This is a genomic window from Pseudomonas sp. Q1 (assembly GCF_009935975.1).
Classification (GTDB): Bacteria; Pseudomonadota; Gammaproteobacteria; order Pseudomonadales; family Pseudomonadaceae; genus Aquipseudomonas; species Aquipseudomonas palleroniana.
In genome coordinates this window covers 609201-628407 of the sequence record NZ_QODI01000001.1, presented here as the reverse complement: position 1 = coordinate 628407, position 19207 = coordinate 609201, and the positions used below count along the sequence as shown (strand labels likewise).

Sequence of the window (19207 nt, the reverse complement as noted above, 5' to 3'; positions counted from 1 at the left end):
ATGGCGATTGCCCTGCTGATCAGCGCCGTCCTGTTCCTTGCCGCCCTGGCGCTGGTGCTCGCCAACCTGGTCAGGCAGCGACGCGGCCAACGCCTGGTTGCCCAGCGCTTGCAGGGCCAATTGGGCCGCAAAGATAAGTTCGGCAGCCTGATGCAGCAACTGGGCAGTAGCCCGCTGGCGCAACGTTCGCTCAGCCTGGACAACGAAACCCAGGTCCTGCTCAACCGGGTCGGCTGGCGTAAAGCCAGCCAACGCTCGATGTTCGCCGCCTTCCAGATCGGCACGCCGCTGGTGCTGATGGGCCTTGTGGGGGTGGCCCAGGGCGTGTTGTTTGCCCACAGCGACTCGCCCTGGCTCGCGCCCCTGATCGCCTTGGCCATTGGCTACCTGCTGCCCAAGCGCGTGCTGTCCAGCCTCGCTAAAAGTCGGCAGCAGCAGATCGCCCGCGAAGTGGCAACCTTCATCCCGCTGCTGCGCATCCTGTTCGAGTCAGGCATGGCCGTCGAACAGACACTGCGCGTGCTCAGCCTTGAAGCGCAGCGCCTGCTGCCGGCCTTGACCCATGAGCTGCGCCTGATCCTGACACGGGTCGACTCCGGCCTGGAACTCAGCGAGGAGCTGGGTAAGACCGCCCGGCTGCTGGCCGTGGATGAGTTCACCGATACCTGCACCATCCTCCAGCAATTGGTCCAGCAAGGGGGCGGCGCGATGAAGTCGTTGCTGGCGCTCAAGCAGTTGCTCGACGACCGCCGCCTGACCCGCATCCAGGAGTTCGTTTCGAAGATGTCGGCGAAGATGTCGGTGGTGATGATGGTTTTTCTGTTTCCCGCCTTGCTGATCGTGCTCGGAGGGCCTGCATTCATCGGCATCTCCCGAGCCTTGAGTAACCTATGAGGAGCACCCGATGAAAGCCTTGATAGCCGGTTTGAGCCTGTTATTGCTCGGCGGTTGTGCCACCAATGGTCAAACCCCGTGGAGCGCGCTCACGGCCACCGGCAGTTGCCCCAAGCCCGCTTCCGACCAGGAGCTGGCATTGAACCTGGCCGATGAAATGGCCAACGACGGCAAGCTGCACGCCAGCCTGGCCAACCTGCAGAACCTGCCCTCGCACCTGCCCCAGGTGCGCCTGCGCCAGGCCAAGGCCTATCGTTTGCTGGGCCGCGGCGAAGCCGAGCCGTTATACCGCAGCCTGCTCGGCACCTGCATGGCCGCCGAAGGTGAACACGGCCTGGGCCAACTGGCCTCGGCCAAAGGCGACAACGGGCAAGCCATGGCGCACTTGCAACGTGCGGCACGCTTGGCACCCACCGACGAAAAAATCCGCAATGACCTGGGCGTGGTGTACCTCAACCAACTGCGCCTGGAAGACGCCCGCTTCGAATTCATGACCGCCATGGAACTCAAGCAGAGCGACCCGCTGGCGGCGATCAACCTGGTGACCTTGCTGATCTATCAGGACAACTGGAAGCAGGCCGCACAAGTGGTCGGCCAGATGGGCCTGAGCCCGGAACAAGTCACCGAGGCCCAGGCCAGGGCCGAGAAACTCAAAGGCTCCGGCGCTCCTGTCGCCAAAGCCAGCGATCAGCTCGCCACGGTCAGTGAGACCACCGGTAACTCGAGGAATTGATGATGAAACGACCCTATCTCACCAGCCTGGCAGTGCTGACATTGCCCATGAGTGTCCTGGCCATAGAGCCCGGGCCCTCATCCCCACAACAGGCCGCCACTGAAAATTGGCTGACGTTGCAGGTCAGCGGCAAGCTCGCATCCAGCACCCAGCAAAAAGCCACCGCCGCCGAACGCGAACAGGCTGCCCAGCGGTTGCTGGACAGCTACAAGCATCCGATCCCGGAGTTTTTCGAACAGAAAGTCGGCGGGCAAACCGGCGGCAATCATCAGTAGTTTGTGGGAGGGGGAATGGTGCGGTGATCAGTGAGCCGTCACCTGCTGGTGCGGCGCCAATTTGCCAGGCGACAGCGCCAGTGCCAGTTGCGTACGGTTATGCATGTGGGTCAGGCGCAGCACCTGGGAGACGTACAACTTCACAGTGTTTTCGGTAATGCCCAATTCGCAGGCAATCTGATAGTTGGTCTGGCCTGTGCCCACCAGCCGCGCCACATCCCACTGGCGCGGTGACAGCGGTTTGAAGATCGCCGGAATTTCCGACGGCCCCGCCGGGACCGCTTCGCCCTGCGCCCCTGGCGGGCTGCGGCGGACTTTATCGATGTCCTGATACAGCTCGTTGATGGACTCGGACAGAAATTGCAGCTTCTGATTCAAGTGCCCCAGTTGCAGATCCTTCCTGCGCTCTTGCAATGCTGCGTCCTGGCGCTGCAAGCCTTCGAGCAATTCATCCAGGTTGATCGGCTTCTGATAGTAGTCGGCGAAGCCGGCCCGCAGAGCCTTGATCACATCCTGCTTGTCGGCGCGCCCGGTCAACATGATGGCTTCGAAAGCCCGCTGCTTACCGGCGACCTTTTGCAACGCCTGGACCAATTCGATGCCGTCCATGTCCGGCATATGCAGGTCGCACAACACCAGGCCGATCTCGGCGTCTTCGCTGAAACACGTCAAGGCCTGCTGGCTGGACTGACAAGGGACGCAACGATAGCCGCTGCTTTCGAGAAACTCACAGAGCTCCTCCACGATCAGTGGCTGATCGTCGACCACGAGCACTTTAACCGCAGAGGTAAGCTTGTTCACACGCTACTCCATGCCAGGCACGCCAAAAGATTGGCCCATCTTTTACGACGAATATCCCTACACAACTTAAACAACATTCCTACACAACTTAAACGTAGACGTACTTTCCGACTATGTACATAGCGTTAATCCCCCCATGGCGACTAATGGATCCAAAACCACGTAAGTACGAATCCCACCAGCAAAAACGGCGCGAACGGCAGTTTTTTTGACGATTGCGGCGCCAAACCGGCCATTTGGTTTTTAAACACCGGCCCCAGAAGCGCCCACACTTTTGACGCAAGCATCAGCCAGAGCACACTGGCGAATGCCGCCCCGATAAAAGCCCCCAGCAGATACTCGGCATTCGAGGCCAGCGCCAACGCCGCGAGCAACTTCACATCGCCCGCACCCAGGCGACCCAGGGCGTAACCTGGCAGGGTCAGCAGCAGCGCCAGCACCAACGCCAGCGCACCCTGCCCGGCCGGCGCGCCCAGCCATGTGCTGCCCGTGCCCAGCAGGTAGATCAACGCCAACAGGGCCGCCCCCAGCGTCAGGCGGTTAGCCAGCAACCGCTGCCGAGCGTCCTGCGCCGCACACAGCCCCAACCACACCAATACCACGGCACCCTGGATCACGTAAAAAACATCCCTTTTTGCTGATTGATTCTATGCTGATATCAAGTAGTAGCCGTCAGGGTAGACGCGGTGATGAGAACAAGCCTCCCCAAAAAGCAAAAGGGTACGGCGGCGATCGAATTCGTCGCCGTGTTCATGATTTTTTTCGGCGTGTTCTACGCAATGGTCAGCTATAGCCTGCCACTGCTGTTAAAACAGTCGTTCAACCAGGCGACCGCTGAAGCCGTGCGCCTGGTCGTGGGCCTGGACCCCACGATGCAAGGCTATGACGCGGCGGTGATCAACATGGCCAATACCACCGTTGCGACACGCCTGGGGTGGCTTCCCGCAGCCTTCAATTTCAACGCAGCGACACAGGTCACCACCACCTTGGTCAGCGGCCTGGTAACGGTAAAAATCAACTACCCCACGGCCAATCTGCAGAATGTGATGCCCTTTATCGTGTTGCCCGGCATTGGCAGCGTGCCGCAGTTGCCGGCGACGCTGCAGGCCCAGTCGAGCCTGCAGTTTTGACCGCCGGGGACAAACTCTTCGGGCGTCTGCTCGGCCGCAGCGGCGCGCTGGCCCTCGACACGCCGGCGCCACCTAGCGCCGGGCTGCACCTGCACCTGGATGCCCAGGGGCGCGTGCTCGATATCAGCGGCACCTTGCGCCAATACCTCGCGCCGCACGCAGTCGCGTTACCGTTGCAAGACTTGCTGTGCGCCGACAGCGCCCTGGCGGTGGAAGGTATTCCCGCCGACTGGCAACGCCACAGCCTCGACCTGGATTTCCAGGGGGCCGCCGGGCAGCCCTTGCACACCCGTGGCACGCTGGAGCCGCACGCCAACGGCTGGTTGCTGCATGCGGTGGATATCGGCGATTTACTCGGCGGCCGGCAATTGGCCGAGCAACGCGAACAGAACCACCAGCTCACCAGCCTGGTCAGCGCGCAACTGCGGGTGTGCAGCCTCAGCCGTTTGTCCGAGGTGTTCAACGAACAGTTGTGCAGTGTGGCGCAGCGCTGGCGCATTCCCTGTGTGGCTCTCGCATTGCTCGATCAGGAAGATCAAGGCTGGCAGATCTATAGCCAGTACGCCAACCATGATGCGCCGCAGCTCTGGCACACCGGGCAGCGCCTCGGCACCTGCCTGGACAACCTCAACGGCACCACCCCACTGGCGCTCAAAGCACCCTATGGGCGTGGCGAGCACCCGCGTTTACACAGTGTGTTCGGCAACGCCGATGGCTTCCTGGTGCCCTATCGCGACGGCCAGGGCGTCGCCGCGTGGCTACTGTGCGGCCCCTACAACGGCCATCCCCACTGCACGGATCGCGACTGGCTGAACCTCGCCGCCGCCCTCGCCGCGCCGTTGCTCAGCCGCGTGCGCGAACAGCACCACCACCAGCAGTTGGAGCGCCTGGAAGCCCTGCAAGGCTTGCTGGGTACCGGCTGGTGGGAGCTGTTGCCCAGCAGCGACGAGATCCAGCTTGCCCCGCAATTGATGCGCAACCTGGGCCAGGCAGAAGAACCGACCCGGCAAGCCCTGGACACCTGGCTGCACCTGATCCACCCCGCCGACCGTCTTGAACTGCAGAGCCGTCTGCGGGATCTGCATCACCTTGGCAAACCTCTGCTCGCCAGCGTGCGCTTAAGCCGCAGCGACAGCACCTGGTATCGCGTCCAGGGCCAAGTGCTGGGCACCGGTGAGCAACGCCGTTGCATCGGTTTCATGCTCGACATCAGCGACATCAAAAACCAGCAGTTGCAGGCCGACGTCGCCCATTCGCGCCTGGAAAACCTGATCGCCAGCTCGCCCGCGATCATCTACGTGCAACGCTATGTGGATGGCGCGCTGCAACCGGTTTTTTTCAGCGACAGCCTGCTGCCGCTGCTGGGCCGTACCCTGGCCGAATGCAACCACGAAAGCCTGGTGCAATGGGTGCACCCGGATGATCGTGACCTGTACTTCCAACGCACCCGCCAGTTGCTGCGCGAAGGCAGCGTACGCAGCCGTTATCGGGTACAAGACAAACAGGGCGGTTACCACTGGCTGCTCGATGAAGCCAAGCTGCTGCGCGACGACCTCGGCCTGCCGGTGGAGGCGGTCGGCCTATGGCTGGACGTCACCGAGGCGACCTTGACCGCGCAGCAAGTCAAGGACAGCGAGGAGCGCTACCGAATTCTGGTGGAGGACTCCCCGGCGATGATCTGCCGCTACCGCCCGGACCTGACCCTGACCTTCGGCAACACGCCATTGGCCAACTACCTGGAATGCCTGCCGGCCCAACTGCCGGGCCTGAACCTGGGCGGCTGGTTGTCGGACGAACAACGCCAGGCGTTTTTACAACGCATCCACCAATTGACCCCCGAATTTCCGGTCAGTACCGCGGAAATCAGCCTGCAACTGCCGGGGCGCGAGCATGCCTGGTGGGTATGGTCGGACCGTGGGGTGTTTGATGAGCAGGGCGCGTTGCTGGAAGTGCAGGCCGTGGGCCGCGACAACACGGAAGTCCGCCGCTCCCAGCAACAACTGACCCAAGCGCGAAAATGGCCACCCTCGGCGAAATGGCCACGGGCCTGGCCCATGAGATCAACCAGCCGCTGAACGTGATGCGCATGGCGATCGTCAACGTGCTCAAGCGCCTGAGCACCGGCAACGCACAGGTGGATTACCTCACTGAAAAACTCCAGCGCATCGACGCCCAGGTGCAGCGCGCGGCACGGGTGGTGGACCATATGCGCGTGTTCGGCCGCCGCTCGGAAGTCGAGCAGCAACCGTTCGACCCGGCGCAGGCGGTCGAAGGCACCCTGTCGTTGCTCAGCGAAGGCCTGCGCGGCAAAGGCGTCGAGGTGCGCGTGAGCCAGGCGGATATCCCGGTGCAAGTCAAAGGCCACATCGATCAGCTTGAACAGGTGCTGATCAACCTGATGGTCAACGCCCGTGATGCGCTGCTCGGCCAGCGCGAGAGAAACCCCGAGTTGCGCCCGTGGATCGCCCTACACACCGAGCACGATAGCCAGCACGTACGCCTCTGGGTCGAAGACAACGGGGGTGGCATCGACCCTCGCTTGCTGGAACGCATCTTCGAACCCTTTTTCACCACCAAGCCGATAGGCGTAGGCACCGGGCTGGGCTTGTCGGTGAGCTATGGCATTGTGGAAAACATGGGCGGGCGCCTGAGCGTCAGCAACGGCGAGCACGGCGCACGCTTTTGCGTGGAACTGCCCAGGGCCACCGACGCTTAAATCACCAGGTAGGCTTCCCCGGTCTGGCCACAGCTCAGGTTGGCGCCGACATTCACGTTCGCCAGGCTGATCCCCAAGCTGTTCAACAGGTTGTTGAGGATCGGGTTCAACAGCGAGCCCAACAGGCCATCCACCGCCGGTGTGACGATAGCGCTGACGCCACTGAGCAGCGACACGGTATTGGTGATCAGGCTGCCCAGCGGGTTACTGCCCACCGGCTGGTAGGCCGTGAGACCGACGCCGCTGAGGGTCGCGGAAAGGCTGCTGACCACATTGGTGGCCGGCGTGGCGGCTTGATAGGTCGGTGCAAGGCCGACGTTAGGCGGCGTGGCAAATGGCGCGGTACTGGAGAACACCTGGGTCTGGTTGCTTCCGGCGATCGGGCTTTGCACCTTGATCCCGATGCCACCGCCGGCAAACGGCACACGGCTGTCACAGCTGCCAATGAAGGCAATCATATGGCAGGTCTTGGTGCCGATATCGATCAGCGCCAGCGGCGCCACCGTCATCGGCTGGGTGGTCGAAAAAGCATTGGTGATGCTGCCGATATTCAGCGAGGCCAGCGAGGTAGTGGTGCTGGCCGTCAGGCTCTTGGTGCCCGTGCCGCCCGTTGGGCAATTGTAGGCGGTGACATAACTGCTGGCGCCACCGGCATCCAACACGACATTGAGCGGCAGGTTGCCCGGCATCACCAGCAAATCCAATTGCTGGCAACCAGCCCCCAGCAAGCACAAGGCCGAATTGATCGAGGTCACCAGGTTCAAGCTCAGCAGGCCATTGACCACGGGGGTCAGTGGCCCCAGCAAGTTATCCACCGCCGTAGTCAACCCCGACAAACTGTTCAACACCGGCAAACTCACCGTCACTTCGGTGCGTACCTGGGCCGTACGCACGTAGATCGCATTCGGCCCCTGTGGGTTGGCCGCCGCCAGCGCCGGGTTGCCGACGGCCGACAGTTGCGGCGGCTGGGTGACTTTGACCTGGGTGGTGATGTTGGCCAGCCCCAGCAGGCTGACCGGCAAGGTCGCCGCCACCGCGCTCTGGCTGTTGGACAGTTGCACAATGCCCTGGACCAGTTGGAAGACTTGAAGGTTGGCGTTCAGCGCCGACGCCGTGGTGCCGGTCTGCACCTGCAGGATCTGCCCAAGCGTCAGCGGTGCCTGGTTGATTGCGGCCAATTGCAGGTTGCCCAGGGCGGTCAACACATCCACCGAGGCGCCGTTGGCGGTCAACACATTGATCGCGGCCTGGATCAACTGCGTCGCGGTGACGTTGGTGTTGAGCAACTGCGTGTAATTGCCAGCGGTCAGGTTCAGGTTGATCGCCAATTGGTTAAGGTAACTGAGCAGGTTGATATTGGTATTGATCAGGCCATTCCAACCGGCGACCGTCAGGTTGACGTTGCCGCCGAGCAGCCCGGAAAACAGCGGGTTCAACAGGCCGGCATTGGCCGTATTGACGCTGGCCAGCGTGCTGTTGATGGTGAGCTGGGCCAATGCCGGCGTGGGTATCGCCGCCACGGCCGTGGCGGTCAAGACGGTACTGAGGCTGAGAGGGTTGCCGGAGGTCAGTGCCCAGACGCCTGCCGCGATGCTGGTTGGCACGGTATTGCTGACCACCACTTGAATCGCTGACGACAGCGCCGGGTTGGCACTGAAGGTGCGCATGCCCGAAGCGCCGGTGGTCACCGAACCGCAGCGGGCCACCAAGGTATTGCCATTGCCCAGTACAAAATTATTGCGCGCCACACTCTGCGCAGCAAAAGCCGCAGCGCTCAAACCGGCCTGGCACGTTCCCCCGCGGCTGACGGCCTCCAGCGCGGCCGTGTCCGCCACGCCTTGCAACTGGCGCTTGGCCAAGTACAAACGGCCGCTGTCGATCACCAGTAATGTGCACATCAACGCCAATGCCAACACGCCTACCGTCATCAGACCCACGGCGCCACGCTGCTTGTCATGAAATCGGGGAGACATCGAGCACTCCTGTGCCGGCGAGTCGCCGAGCGCTTACTCTCCTGGAGTGTAGATGAGGGCTCATGCAAACGCAGGCGTCAGGGTACCGAAGGTCTTGTGGGGGGGGCTTGCTCCGCTATCGGGAGCAAACCCTAATGCCAGTCAGTTAAGGATTAACGCGGTCACTGTGGGAGGGGGCTTGCTCCCGATAGGCCGCGCAGCGGCCTCAAAAATGGGCCTGCTACGCAGTCCATCGGGAGCAAGTCGAATCGTCGCACCGCCCCTCCCACAATTTATCCATCGTCCGCTTTATCGCTTAACTGACAGGCATTAGGGCAAGCCCACCTCCCACGGGATTTGCGCTGTCTTTATCGGGGTGGGTAGTTGGACAGGATCTTGCCCACGGTGGAGCGAATCGCATTGCTGCGGTCCTGCGGGTTCGGCGAGCTGGCCATGATCTGTTCGTCACTGCCCCGCCATACCAGTTTGCCGTCCTTGCCGTCGAGCAGGTCGATCTGGATAGTCGCCACTTTGTAGGTGATGTTGCGCGTTTCGTTGTACATCGGCGCCCCCCAGTAACCATTCCATGGGCCGCCCCAGGCGCCGCCGTAATTGGTGGTGACTTGCTGCTGGCGGTCCTCGACGATCAGGTAGGCCTGCACCTTCAGGTCGGCATGCCCACCCGCCGCCGCAGGGCGCAAGCCGCGTTGGTCGAGTTGTTCGCCCACAGCCTGGCGGATGCGTTGTTCGGTAAGGTCACTCTTGATCCGTGGATCATCCGGGCGGTATTGCAGCGCCGGGTCTTTCCAGGCCCAGCTGCGGTAGGCGCCAAAGTCGCGGCTGGCATCGAAGTCATGGTTGACCTGACTGGTCTGGCAGCCGCCCAGCAATACAACAACGGCAAGTGCAGCAATGCGACGAAACATGGAGGTTCTCCAAAAGACGTTCGAGCCTGAAATGAGAATAGCGGCTAACTGGGCGGATAGGCGGACATTGCCTTCTGCATCGCCTCGCGCAATGCATCAGCTCGCTCACTCAGGCTGCCCTGGCTGCTGGTTTCGGCGCTGGTGCTCCAGACCGGCTGGCGGGTGCGCGCATCGAACAGGCTGATCCGCGCCACCGCGACGGTGACTTCATAGGTGCGCACCACCGGCACCGTGTTGTACATGCCGTAGCCATTGCCATAGCGGTTATAGCCGCCATAGCCGTAGCCATAGTCGTCCTGCACCTGCCGCAGGCGCTTTTCCAGGCGCACGTCGGCACTGACCAGCAGGTCTGGCGCACGGTTGTCATGCAACAGGCGCAGGCCGCGCTGATCGAGGGCACCATTCACCGCCTCGGCAATCTGTGCCGAGTCGACCCAGGCAGAGCCCGCCGGCAGTTGGCCGTTGAGCCAGGCCCAACTGCGGTAGGCACCGTAGTCACGCACCGGCGCCGGGTAGGCGCTGGCATCGAAAATCTTGGCCGCCTGGGCCGGTGCCGGCGGCATTGGCGCCGAAGCCGCCACATAGGGGTTGGGGCTGGAACAGGCGCCCAGACCGAGGGACAACAGGATCAAACACAGACGACGCATTTCGACCTCCGCAACTGGGCCGCTCAAACCGGACGGCAGATCCAGTGTAAATAACGCCCAAGTCCGGCAAAGCTTGGGTGACGACGATGAGCGAGTTCCATCTCCAACAAATCCTGCAGGTCGGCACGGGCCTGGAACTCCACGGGCATATAGTCGTGGAACACCCGCACGCCACTTTGACTTTCGACTTGCCACAGCCCCTCAAGTTGCGCCGCCAACTCCCGTGGATCAAGCGGCTGTTGCGGGGTGAGGCTCTGCTTTTCGCCGGCCATGTCGTTCTTGCGCATCTTGCGGAAGTGGCCTTTGAGCAGGTTGCGATAAATCAGCGCATCGCGGTTGTAGAACGCCAGCGACAGCCAGCCGTCAGCCACGGTGAGTTGGTGCAGCACCGGCAGGATCGCGTGGGGTTCGGCCAGCCATTCCAGCACGGCGTGGCACAGCACCAGGTCATAGGGCTCGGTGAGTTGCCCGAGCAAGTCCTGCCAGGGCGCATGGATAAAAGTCGCGGCCTGCCCGGCCTCGGCAAAACGTTGACGAGCGCCCTCGAGCATCGGCTCGGCAGGTTCGGCCAACGTCACGTCATGGCCGCGCTCGGCCAACCACAGCGACATGTGCCCCAGGCCCGCACCGATGTCCAATACGCGCAACGGACGATCCGGCAGCGCTTCACTCAGGTCGGCCTGCAGCACGGCCAGGCGAATGGCGCCCTTGGCACCGCCATAAATCTTCTCGGCGAACCGTGTGGCCAGTTGGTCGAAATGACGGTCACTCATGGGCAAACCGCCGTTCGCTATCGGCCAGCTTGGCGCGCACCACCTCGTTCATGTCCAGGCCCAACTCACTGCACAGCAACAACAGGTACAGTACGATGTCGCCGACTTCCTGGCCGGCGTGGGCGAGTTTGTCCGCGGGCAACTGGCGCGACTGGTCTTCGGTCAGCCACTGGAAAATTTCCACCAGCTCGGCCATTTCCACACTGGCGGCCATGGCCAGGTTTTTCGGACTGTGAAATTGCTTCCAATCGTTGGTATCGCGGATGCGATGCAAGCGTTCGGTGAGGTGTTCGAGGTTCATGCGCGGGCTCCTGAAGGCGTATAGCTTCGGGCGGATAAGCCATCAAGGCAAGTGAATCCAGCGACGCCCAACACAGCCCATGATTACCACGCGGCAAACCTCTATGCTTATAGGGAACTCGCCGGGCGCAATCGCAACCCAAGGCACAGCAACGTCCACTCTCTCATCAGGGCACACACATGCAGGTAGAAAGCTTTTTCGGATGGTTGGGCCAGGCGCTCGGTTCCATCATCCGCTTTATCGTCGACGGACTCAGCGGGCTATTCGGTGCCTTGACCAACGCCGGTGGCAACTTCGTCGATGGACTGTCACGCACCTTGGGCATGGACACCTCGATCATCAGCATCATTACCCTGATCATCGGCCTGATGCTGTTGTACTCGGCGGTGCGCGCATTTATGCGGGCGTCGATCATCGTCGGGATCATCTGGCTGATGCTGGGCCTTTGGCTGCTCAGCTGGGTCGTGCATTAATAATTGAATACCCTACTCACCGACTGGCGCCACCGTTCCACCCATCGTCGCGTCTGGGCCCTGGCCGCACCGATGATCCTGTCCAATATCTCCGTGCCGCTGGTGGCCCTGGTGGACAGCATGGTCATCGGTCACCTGCCCCACGCCCATCAATTGGGCGCCGTGGCCGTTGGCGCCAGCCTGTATACCTTTCTCGCCTGGGCCATGGGGTTCTTGCGCATGGGCTCCACCGGGTTTGCCGCGCAAGCCGCCGGGCGCGGCGATGGCGCGGCGTTGCGGCAAATCCTGCTGCAAGGTCTGTCGCTCGCGCTGGGCCTGGCGATAGTGCTGGGCACAGTCGGCATTCCCCTCAGCCATCTGGCCCTGGAATGGATGCAACCGTCCCCCGAACTGACTGAGCTGACCCGCGAATTCTTCCACACCCGCCTGTTCGGCCTGCCCGCCGCACTGGCCAGCTATGCGCTGGTGGGCTGGTTCCTCGGCACCCAGAACGCCCGTGCACCGCTGGCGATCCTGCTGACCACCAACCTGGTCAACATCGCCTTGAACCTGTGGTTCGTGCTTGGCCTGGATTGGGGGGTAGTCGGTTCGGCGCGAGCGTCGGTGGTGGCCGAGTGGGCCGGCGCCCTGCTCGGCCTGGCGATGACGCACAAAGCCCTGCGCGCCTACCCCGGGCATATCGCCTGGGCGGCGTTGACGCGGTGGAAAAGCTGGCGCCCGCTGCTGGCGGTCAACCGCGACATTTTCATCCGCAGCCTCACGTTGCAATCGGTGTTTTTCATGATCACGGTGCAAGGTGCGCGCCTGGGTGACGCCACCGTGGCGGCCAATGCACTGCTGCTCAACGGCCTGCTGCTGACGGCTCACGCGCTGGACGGCCTGGCACACGCGGTGGAAGCGCTGTGCGGTCACGCCATTGGTGCGCATGATCGCCAGGCCTTGCGTCGCTCACTGGTGGTAGCCGGCGGCTGGTCACTGATCGCCAGTACGGGATTCGCCGTACTGTTCACCTTCGGCGGCCACCTGTTTATCGCCATGCAAACCGATATCACCAGTGTGCGCGAAACCGCCGACCGCTACCTGCCCTACCTGGCCGTGCTGCCGTTGATCGCCGTCTGGAGTTACCTGCTGGACGGCCTGTTCATCGGCGCAACGCGGGCACGGGAAATGCGCAATGGCATGCTGCTGACGGTCTTGCTGACATTGCCATTCGCCTGGGCGTTGCAGGGCATGGGTAACCACGGCCTGTGGATAACCTTCCTGCTCTTCATGGCGCTGCGCAGCCTGACCCTGGCATTCATCGGCTGGCGCCTGAACACGCAGAATCGCTGGTTGGTCGGGTCATGAAATAAAAAACCCACCTGAGAAGGTGGGTTTTTGCTCAACCGCTATCGACTCACGACGACAGGTAAGACGAGCGAGTCAACCCGAGACGCAATGCATCCAGGAACTGGGTACGTTCACTCGCACTGATCTTCGCGCTGGCGCACTTGTCACGGTAGTGCGTCATCAACTCCTCCGGCGACAAGTGCACGTAGCGCAGCATGTCTTCGATGGTGTCATGGGTCTCGATCCCGGCGCTGTACACCGAACCGTCTTCGCGCTGGTAGATGTTCACCGAATCGGTATCGCCGAACAGGTTGTGCATGTCTCCCAGGATTTCCTGGTAGGCGCCCACCAGGAAGATACCCAGCAGGTAGTCCTCACCTTCATTCAGGGCGTGCACGGGCAGGCTGGTCTCGATGGACTGCTCATCGACGTACTGCTTGATCTTGCCGTCGGAGTCGCAGGTCAGGTCCTGCAATACCGCACGGCGCAGCGGCTCTTCGTCGAGGCGGTGCAGCGGCAGGATCGGCAGCACCTGGCCGATAGCCCAGGTGTCCGGCAGGCTCTGGAACACCGAGAAGTTGCAGATGTACTTGTCGGCCAGCTTGTCGTTGAGTTCGTCCAGCACCTGGCGGTGCGAGCGCTGACGCGCCTTCAACGAGTTGTGCAGGCGGCGGCACACGGCGAAGTAGCATTGTTCGGCCAGGGCTTTCTCGGCCAGGGTCAGCTTGCCGTCGGCGTACTGGGCGGCCACGTCGCTCATGTAATGCGTGGCGCGCCAGTAGGTTTCGGTGACCATTTCGATGTCGGTCGGGCCGAGCAGGTCGACCAGCCACTGCACGGTCTCCGGCAGCGCTTCCTTGTTCTCGATCTGCGGCACGTCGTCGTTGTGTTTCTCGACGTCGGTGACCTGTACCACCAGCATGGCGTGGTGCGCGGTCAGCGAGCGGCCGCTTTCGGAGAAGATGTGCGGGTGCGGCAGGCTCTGCGCATCGCAGAATTCCTTGAGCATCCCCACTACCACGCCGGCGTAATCGTCCATGTCGTAGTTGATCGAGCTGGCGTTACGCGAGTGCGTACCGTCGTAGTCCACGCCCAGGCCGCCGCCGACGTCAATGTGGTCCACCGGCAGGCCGAGGTTGCGCAGCTCGCCGTAGTAACGGATGGCTTCCTTGAACCCATGCTGGTAGTCGGCCAGGTTGGCGATCTGCGAGCCCATGTGGAAGTGCAGCAGGCGGATGCCCTGGTCCAGGCCGGCAGCGCGGAAGCGCTCGACCACCGACAGCAACTGCGCCGCCGACAAACCGAACTTGGATTTCTCGCCGCCGGTGTCCGCCCATTTGCTCGACGCCAGCGACGACAAACGCACGCGCAAGCCAACCTGTGGCTTGACCTTGAGGCTCGCGGCCTCTTCGATCACCAGGCCGACTTCGGACTCTTTCTCGATCACGATAAATACATTGTGGCCCAGCTTCTGGCCCATCAGCGCGAGGCGGATGAACTCACGGTCCTTGTAACCGTTGCAGACGATGGTGCCGCCCTTCGGTGCCAGGGCCAGCACGGCCAGCAGCTCAGGCTTGGAACCGGCTTCCAGGCCGATGGACACGTTCTGGGTGGCGATGATGTTTTCGATCACCGCTTCCTGCTGGTTCACCTTGATCGGATACAGCGCGGTGTACTTGCTCTGGTATTCCAGGCGCTCGATGTTCGAATCGAACGCGCCGGTCAGTTGGCGCACGCGGTCTTGCAGGATGTCAGGAAAGCGCACCAGCAGCGGCAAGGACAAGCCGCTTTTGCGCAACTCGTCGACTTGCTCGTACAAGTCGACGGGTGTGCTGTTCGGGCCGTTCGGACGGACTTCAACGCGACCGGCATCATTGATCGCGAAATACCCGGCCCCCCAATGGCGAATCCCGTAAACACTGCGGCTGTCCGCAACTGTCCATTGGCTGCCATCGTCTTTGCGTGTGCGTCGTACGGACATCGAAGTCCCCTATAAATGAAGTCGAAGGCACCGCCCCCATCTGAGGCTGGCGCAGTCTAAAGAATTAAAATGACGATTTGCCTGTAAGAGAGGTAGACCCCGCTCGCAGGACAGAGTTTAGACACAGGTCGGGAAGAGGCTTTCAGCCGCCGGACTTCTTGGCCTTGTACCCGAGCTTGATCAGCTCGGCCAACAGCAACTCGACGTGATCGCCCTGGATCTCGATGACGCCGTCTTTCAACGCGCCACCGGTGCCACAGCGCTTTTTCAGCGTCGTGGCCAGCTCCTTCAGGGCATCTTCGGCCAGCGGTACGCCGGTGATGGTCGTCACCGTCTTGCCGCCACGGCCTTTGCTCTCGCGTCGCACGCGGGCAATGCCGTCGCCTTCAGGGATCAGGGTCTGTTTGCAGGTGCAAGCGGCCACGGGCTGACGACAGTCCGGGCAGTGTCGACCTGCGTCGGTGGAAAATACCAGGCCACCAAGGGCGGCGAAGGATGCGGCTTTTTTGGCCACCGGCAATCCTCTTGGGAGGACAAAGACAGATCGGTACCTGCGAAGAGGTCACCGACCGCGAAGCCCCACTCAGGCAGGGGCAGCGCTACCGAACCGCACAGGGTGGTTCGGGTGAAAAGTCGCGCAGTGTAACCACAAAAAGCCGACTTGCTAAGAGCCAAATGGCGCCAATTTATACAACTTTAGCGACGCGAGGCCAGATAGCGCCGCAGGCCCTCTTGAGCGTCCGGGCAATAAGGCTTTTGCTCAGCCTCCAGCAGCACGGTTTCAATGGGTAAAAAGCGTGCTTCCATGACCTCCTCGGGCTGCAACCGCAGGGGGCCATCCCACACGGCGGAGTAGGATTTGCACCAAAGCCGGCTGTCGCCGTCTTCAAAGAAGAAGTGATCGTGCTCGGTCAGTACCGCCCCGGCGACGCCCAGTTCTTCTTCCAGCTCCCGCGCCGCCGATTCAGCGTAGGACTCGCCTGCCGCCACCATGCCACCCGCCGCCGTGTCCCAGAACCCGGGATACAACGCCTTGCTCAGGGTGCGTCGGTGCACACACAGCAAACCTGCCGAATTGAACAGGAAGATAAAGGTGCAACGGCCGATCAGGCCGCGCTGGCGCAGGTCAGACCTGACGAGGTGGCCGAGCAGGTTGTCTTGCCTGTCGACCCAGCAGATCAGTTCAGCATCAGAGGCCGCGCGGTGCGCGGCCTCGTTTGGAATAGCGTCCATCATCAACCCTGGTTGAGGAGCTGACGCAAATCGATCACTGCAGCGTTTGCCCGGGAAATATAGTTGGCCATCACCAACGAGTGGTTGGCGAGAACGCCGAAACCACTGCCATTAAGGATCATAGGACTCCAAACGGTTTCCTGCGAGGCCTCCAGCTCACGAATGATCTGACGCACGCTGACGGTGGCGTTCTTCTTGGCCAGCACATCGGCAAAGTCGACTTCAATGGCGCGCAGCAAATGGGACAATGCCCACGCCTGGCCACGGGCTTCGTAGAACACGTTGTCGATCTGCATCCACGGCGTTTCCACCACTTCTTCATCGACCTGCGGCACCTCACCTGGAGCCAGGGCTTCAGTTTTCAGTGCAGTGTTCAGCTTGACCCGGCCCACGCTGGCCGACAGGCGTTGCGACAGCGAACCCAGGCGGGTGGCGACATCCCCCAGCCAGTTGTTCAGGTTGTCGGCACGCGCATAGAACAGCGCGCCGCGCTGGTTCGGATCAGACAGGCGCGCTTCATAGCGGCTCAGGGAGTTGATACCTTCCTGGTATTCCGACTCACTGGACGGGAGCACCCAACTCTTGTTGTCGAAGTTGAAGCGCGGCTCGGCCTTGGCCAGATCGGCGTCTTCAGCCGACTGCGACTGGGATCGGGCAAAATCCTTACGCAGGGCGCGGGTCAGGTCACGCACCTGTACCAGTACGCCGTACTCCCAGCTCGGCATGTTGTCCATCCACAGGCCAGGCGGGAAACGATCGTTGGAAATGTAGCCACCGGGCTTGTTCAGCAACGTGCCGACCACGGTCTTGAGGGTTTCAACGGTGGTGTAGCCCACCACCATCTGCTTGCCTTCCTTCTCGGCGGCAAGCTGGGCGTTTTGCTGGACCGGGAACAGCGCCGGCTCTTCGCTCCAGTACCAACCCAGGGCACCGGTGACCAACAGGTACAAGCCCAACACGCTGAGCAAGGCTTTGCTCATCAGCAGGTTGCGAAAGTAGCCACGATTGGCCGACTTGGGCTCAGGGGCGGGGCCTTTGGCACTGCCTTCACGGTTTTTCCAGTCCAGCATGGCGATATCCTTTCAATCACTTGAGTTCATGCACATCAATTGTCCGGGTGCGTTCAAACACTCCGACCACAACCCTACCCCATCGTGCCCGCCGGTGCGGGCCTTTTAAACGAAAGTGGCACACAGGCAGATTCGACTATAAAGGATGCACGCTTTTTACGCTGCGCGACCACTCGGTCAAAAACTGAATGGCAGAGACTTGCACTTAATTGACGTATGACACTCATGCAACATAAAAGAGGTGCTAGCATAGAGCCATCAGTCGACCTCAGCATGCACCCTCACTAGTAGTCAGGATATGACCGAGCCAGAAGACCCCAGCCGTGAGCGTCTCAAGCACCATTTTGCCCAGCGGGTAATTCATCAGGCACGTCAAATTCTTGAGATCTGGCAACGCCTGCAACGCAGTGAATGGTCGAACGCCGATTTTTCCGAACTCAGCGAAGCCAACCTGCGCCTGCTGCGCTTTGCCGAGCGCTTCGAACAGCCGGAGCACGGTCAGCTGGCACGGCATATCGGCGAGTCCCTGCAGGCTGTGGACGAAAATCGCGGGCGCTTGAGCAGCCAACTGATCACCGAACTCAACCGCCTGATGCAACGCCTGTCACGCACCGGTCTGCGCCAGGGCGACCAGTTGGAACAAACCTTCCTGCCACCGATGCGCAAGCCGATCTACGTGATGTTGGCCGATCACGACCGCGCCGAGCGCCTTGCCAAGCAGCTGGAATTCTTTGGCATGAGCGCCCAGTCCCTGGACAGCATCGCGGCTTTTCGGGCGTCCATGGCCGAGCGCCTGCCGTCCGCCATCGTGATGGATGTGGACTTCTGCGGCGAAGGCCAGGGCCTCAAGCTCGCCGCCGAAGCCCAGGAGGGCCTGGAGCAAAAGCTGCCGCTGCTGTTCTTCAGCTTGCATGAAACCGACACCCCGACCCGCCTGGCCGCCGTGCGCGCCGGCGGCCAGGAGTTCCTCACCGGCACGCTGGAAGCCTCAAGCCTGCTGGAAAAGATCGAAGTGCTGACCTGCGTTGCCCAGTACGAACCCTATAAAGTCCTGATCATCGATGACTCACGCGCCCAGGCATTGCACACCGAGCGGCTGCTCAACAGTGCCGGTATCGTCACCCGCACCCTGATCGAACCGATCCAGGCCATGGCTGAACTGGCGGATTTCCAGCCAGACCTGATCATCCTCGACATGTACATGCCCGCCTGCACCGGCACCGAACTGGCCAAGGTGATCCGCCACAACGACCGCTACGTCAGCGTGCCGATCATTTACCTGTCGGCCGAGGATGACCTGGACAAACAGCTGGACGCCATGAGCGAAGGCGGTGACGACTTCCTCACCAAACCAATCAAGCCGCGCCACCTGATCACCACCGTGCGCAACCGCGCCGCGCGTGCGCGCAACTTGAAGGCGCGGATGGTGCGCGACAGCCTGACCGGCCTGTATAACCACACCCATATCCTGCAACTGCTCGAAGACTGCAGCTTCCGCGCGCGGCGCGAGAACAAGCCGTTGAGCTTCGCCATGCTCGATATCGACCATTTCAAACGGGTCAATGACAGCCACGGCCACCCTATGGGCGACCGCGTGATCAAGAGCCTGGCGCTGTTTCTCAAGCAGCGCTTGCGCAAGACCGACTATATCGGGCGCTACGGCGGTGAAGAGTTCGCCATCGTGATGCCCGACACCGACCTGGAATCGGCCTGCAAGGTGCTGGATGAAATCCGCGGGCGCTTTGCCGAAATTCATTACCCGGCCCAACCCCAGGATTTGTGGTGCACCTTCAGCGCCGGCCTGGTGGAATTGTGTGATGGCTCCGACAGTTTGATGATGGCCGCCCAGGCCGACGAGGCGCTGTACCGCGCCAAGGATGCCGGACGCAACCGCGTACTGGCCGCACGCACGACAAGGCAAAGTGCCACTTTTTCACCGGAATCCACTGATTCCGTCATAACTATGTAATAGA

The 19207-nt window shown here is 61.7% G+C and carries 18 protein-coding genes and 1 pseudogene; 8 read left to right on the top strand and 11 right to left on the bottom strand.

The genetic code is table 11. From position 1 onward, the window contains the following. Genes DK870_RS02655 through DK870_RS02645 form a run of 3 tightly spaced genes read left to right on the top strand, consistent with a single transcriptional unit; the run spans nt 1 to nt 1902 of the window. A complete protein-coding gene (locus DK870_RS02655) occupies nt 1–894 on the top strand; it encodes a type II secretion system F family protein (protein WP_161547820.1) in 894 nt (297 codons plus the stop codon). Between the two features lie 10 nt (nt 895–904). Then, nucleotides 905–1627 carry a tetratricopeptide repeat protein gene (locus DK870_RS02650; protein ID WP_161547819.1) on the top strand — a complete coding sequence of 241 codons (723 nt, stop codon included), beginning with the start codon at nt 905–907 and terminating at the stop codon, nt 1625–1627. A gap of 2 nt (nt 1628–1629) precedes the next feature. Then, the gene (locus DK870_RS02645; RefSeq protein ID WP_060755714.1) at nt 1630–1902 is read left to right on the top strand and encodes a DUF3613 domain-containing protein; all 273 of its coding nucleotides are present in this window, start codon (nt 1630–1632) and stop codon (nt 1900–1902) included. A 27-nt stretch (nt 1903–1929) separates the two neighbouring features. On the opposite strand, the gene DK870_RS02640 is transcribed toward DK870_RS02645, so the two are convergent. After that, entirely contained in the window at nt 1930–2703 is a 774-nt protein-coding gene (locus DK870_RS02640; protein ID WP_060755713.1) for a response regulator transcription factor, read from the bottom strand. Nucleotides 2704–2846: 143 nt separating this feature from the next. Next, nucleotides 2847–3320, bottom strand: coding sequence for a prepilin peptidase (locus DK870_RS02635; RefSeq protein ID WP_161547818.1), 474 nt, complete (start codon nt 3318–3320; stop codon nt 2847–2849). 72 nt (nt 3321–3392) lie between these two features. Here DK870_RS02635 and DK870_RS02630 point away from each other — a divergent pair, with 72 nt between their 5' ends. Then, nucleotides 3393–3833 carry a TadE/TadG family type IV pilus assembly protein gene (locus DK870_RS02630; protein ID WP_060755711.1) on the top strand — a complete coding sequence of 147 codons (441 nt, stop codon included), beginning with the start codon at nt 3393–3395 and terminating at the stop codon, nt 3831–3833. Continuing rightward, nucleotides 3830–6549: pseudogene (locus DK870_RS02625) on the top strand (ATP-binding protein). Before DK870_RS02630 ends, DK870_RS02625 begins: the two are co-directional and overlap by 4 nt. On the opposite strand, the gene DK870_RS02620 reads toward DK870_RS02625, so the two are convergent. The 5 genes from DK870_RS02620 to DK870_RS02600 form a co-directional block, all read right to left on the bottom strand. Further along, a complete protein-coding gene (locus tag DK870_RS02620) occupies nt 6546–8522 on the bottom strand; it encodes a pilus assembly protein TadG-related protein (RefSeq protein ID WP_161547817.1) in 1977 nt (658 codons plus the stop codon). The pseudogene DK870_RS02625 and the gene DK870_RS02620 overlap by 4 nt on opposite strands. 347 nt (nt 8523–8869) lie before the next feature. Continuing rightward, nucleotides 8870–9427, bottom strand: a complete 558-nt coding sequence (locus tag DK870_RS02615; protein ID WP_060755009.1) for a DUF4136 domain-containing protein — start codon at nt 9425–9427, stop codon at nt 8870–8872. Nucleotides 9428–9471: 44 nt separating this feature from the next. Then, complete coding sequence (locus tag DK870_RS02610) at nt 9472–10074, bottom strand: DUF4136 domain-containing protein (protein ID WP_161547816.1); 603 nt, start codon at nt 10072–10074, stop codon at nt 9472–9474. Nucleotides 10075–10097: 23 nt separating this feature from the next. After that, on the bottom strand, nt 10098–10847 hold the full coding sequence (locus DK870_RS02605; RefSeq protein ID WP_161547815.1) for a methyltransferase: 750 nt from the start codon (nt 10845–10847) through the stop codon (nt 10098–10100). Continuing rightward, a complete protein-coding gene (locus DK870_RS02600) occupies nt 10840–11148 on the bottom strand; it encodes a MazG-like family protein (protein WP_003188211.1) in 309 nt (102 codons plus the stop codon). The genes DK870_RS02605 and DK870_RS02600 overlap by 8 nt, the downstream gene beginning before the upstream one ends. A 179-nt stretch (nt 11149–11327) precedes the next feature. On the opposite strand from DK870_RS02600, the gene DK870_RS02595 reads away from it, so the two are divergent. Beyond that, on the top strand, nt 11328–11621 hold the full coding sequence (locus DK870_RS02595; protein WP_060755012.1) for a hypothetical protein: 294 nt from the start codon (nt 11328–11330) through the stop codon (nt 11619–11621). A 3-nt stretch (nt 11622–11624) separates the two neighbouring features. After that, complete coding sequence (locus DK870_RS02590; RefSeq protein WP_161547814.1) at nt 11625–12968, top strand: MATE family efflux transporter; 1344 nt, start codon at nt 11625–11627, stop codon at nt 12966–12968. Between the two features lie 49 nt (nt 12969–13017). Here DK870_RS02590 and speA read toward each other — a convergent pair whose 3' ends face one another. The 4 genes from speA to DK870_RS02570 form a co-directional block, all read right to left on the bottom strand. Further along, the gene (speA, locus tag DK870_RS02585) at nt 13018–14931 is read right to left on the bottom strand and encodes an arginine decarboxylase (protein WP_060755014.1); all 1914 of its coding nucleotides are present in this window, start codon (nt 14929–14931) and stop codon (nt 13018–13020) included. Between the two features lie 142 nt (nt 14932–15073). After that, a complete protein-coding gene (locus DK870_RS02580) occupies nt 15074–15445 on the bottom strand; it encodes a translation initiation factor Sui1 (protein ID WP_060755015.1) in 372 nt (123 codons plus the stop codon). Between the two features lie 182 nt (nt 15446–15627). Further along, nucleotides 15628–16164, bottom strand: coding sequence for an NUDIX hydrolase (locus tag DK870_RS02575; RefSeq protein ID WP_161547813.1), 537 nt, complete (start codon nt 16162–16164; stop codon nt 15628–15630). 2 nt (nt 16165–16166) lie between these two features. Next, a complete protein-coding gene (locus tag DK870_RS02570) occupies nt 16167–17144 on the bottom strand; it encodes a DUF2333 family protein (protein WP_372241630.1) in 978 nt (325 codons plus the stop codon). 388 nt (nt 17145–17532) lie between these two features. Between DK870_RS02570 and DK870_RS02565 the strand changes: the two genes are divergently transcribed. Next, nucleotides 17533–19203, top strand: a complete 1671-nt coding sequence (locus tag DK870_RS02565; protein ID WP_060755018.1) for a PleD family two-component system response regulator — start codon at nt 17533–17535, stop codon at nt 19201–19203. Nucleotides 19204–19207: the final 4 nt, after the last annotated feature.

What these genes read in the sequence shown, in the direction of transcription:
- DK870_RS02655 (WP_161547820.1), top strand. Translation starts at nt 1, where the DNA reads ATGGCGATTGCCCTGCTGATCAGCGCCGTCCTGTTCCTTGCCGCCCTG.
- DK870_RS02650 (WP_161547819.1), top strand. Translation starts at nt 905, where the DNA reads ATGAAAGCCTTGATAGCCGGTTTGAGCCTGTTATTGCTCGGCGGTTGT.
- DK870_RS02645 (WP_060755714.1), top strand. Translation starts at nt 1,630, where the DNA reads ATGAAACGACCCTATCTCACCAGCCTGGCAGTGCTGACATTGCCCATG.
- DK870_RS02630 (WP_060755711.1), top strand. Translation starts at nt 3,393, where the DNA reads ATGAGAACAAGCCTCCCCAAAAAGCAAAAGGGTACGGCGGCGATCGAA.
- DK870_RS02620 (WP_161547817.1), bottom strand. Translation starts at nt 8,522, where the DNA reads ATGTCTCCCCGATTTCATGACAAGCAGCGTGGCGCCGTGGGTCTGATG.
- DK870_RS02615 (WP_060755009.1), bottom strand. Translation starts at nt 9,427, where the DNA reads ATGTTTCGTCGCATTGCTGCACTTGCCGTTGTTGTATTGCTGGGCGGC.
- DK870_RS02610 (WP_161547816.1), bottom strand. Translation starts at nt 10,074, where the DNA reads ATGCGTCGTCTGTGTTTGATCCTGTTGTCCCTCGGTCTGGGCGCCTGT.
- DK870_RS02605 (WP_161547815.1), bottom strand. Translation starts at nt 10,847, where the DNA reads ATGAGTGACCGTCATTTCGACCAACTGGCCACACGGTTCGCCGAGAAG.
- DK870_RS02600 (WP_003188211.1), bottom strand. Translation starts at nt 11,148, where the DNA reads ATGAACCTCGAACACCTCACCGAACGCTTGCATCGCATCCGCGATACC.
- DK870_RS02595 (WP_060755012.1), top strand. Translation starts at nt 11,328, where the DNA reads ATGCAGGTAGAAAGCTTTTTCGGATGGTTGGGCCAGGCGCTCGGTTCC.
- speA (WP_060755014.1), bottom strand. Translation starts at nt 14,931, where the DNA reads ATGTCCGTACGACGCACACGCAAAGACGATGGCAGCCAATGGACAGTT.
- DK870_RS02575 (WP_161547813.1), bottom strand. Translation starts at nt 16,164, where the DNA reads ATGGACGCTATTCCAAACGAGGCCGCGCACCGCGCGGCCTCTGATGCT.
- DK870_RS02570 (WP_372241630.1), bottom strand. Translation starts at nt 17,144, where the DNA reads ATGAGCAAAGCCTTGCTCAGCGTGTTGGGCTTGTACCTGTTGGTCACC.
- DK870_RS02565 (WP_060755018.1), top strand. Translation starts at nt 17,533, where the DNA reads ATGACCGAGCCAGAAGACCCCAGCCGTGAGCGTCTCAAGCACCATTTT.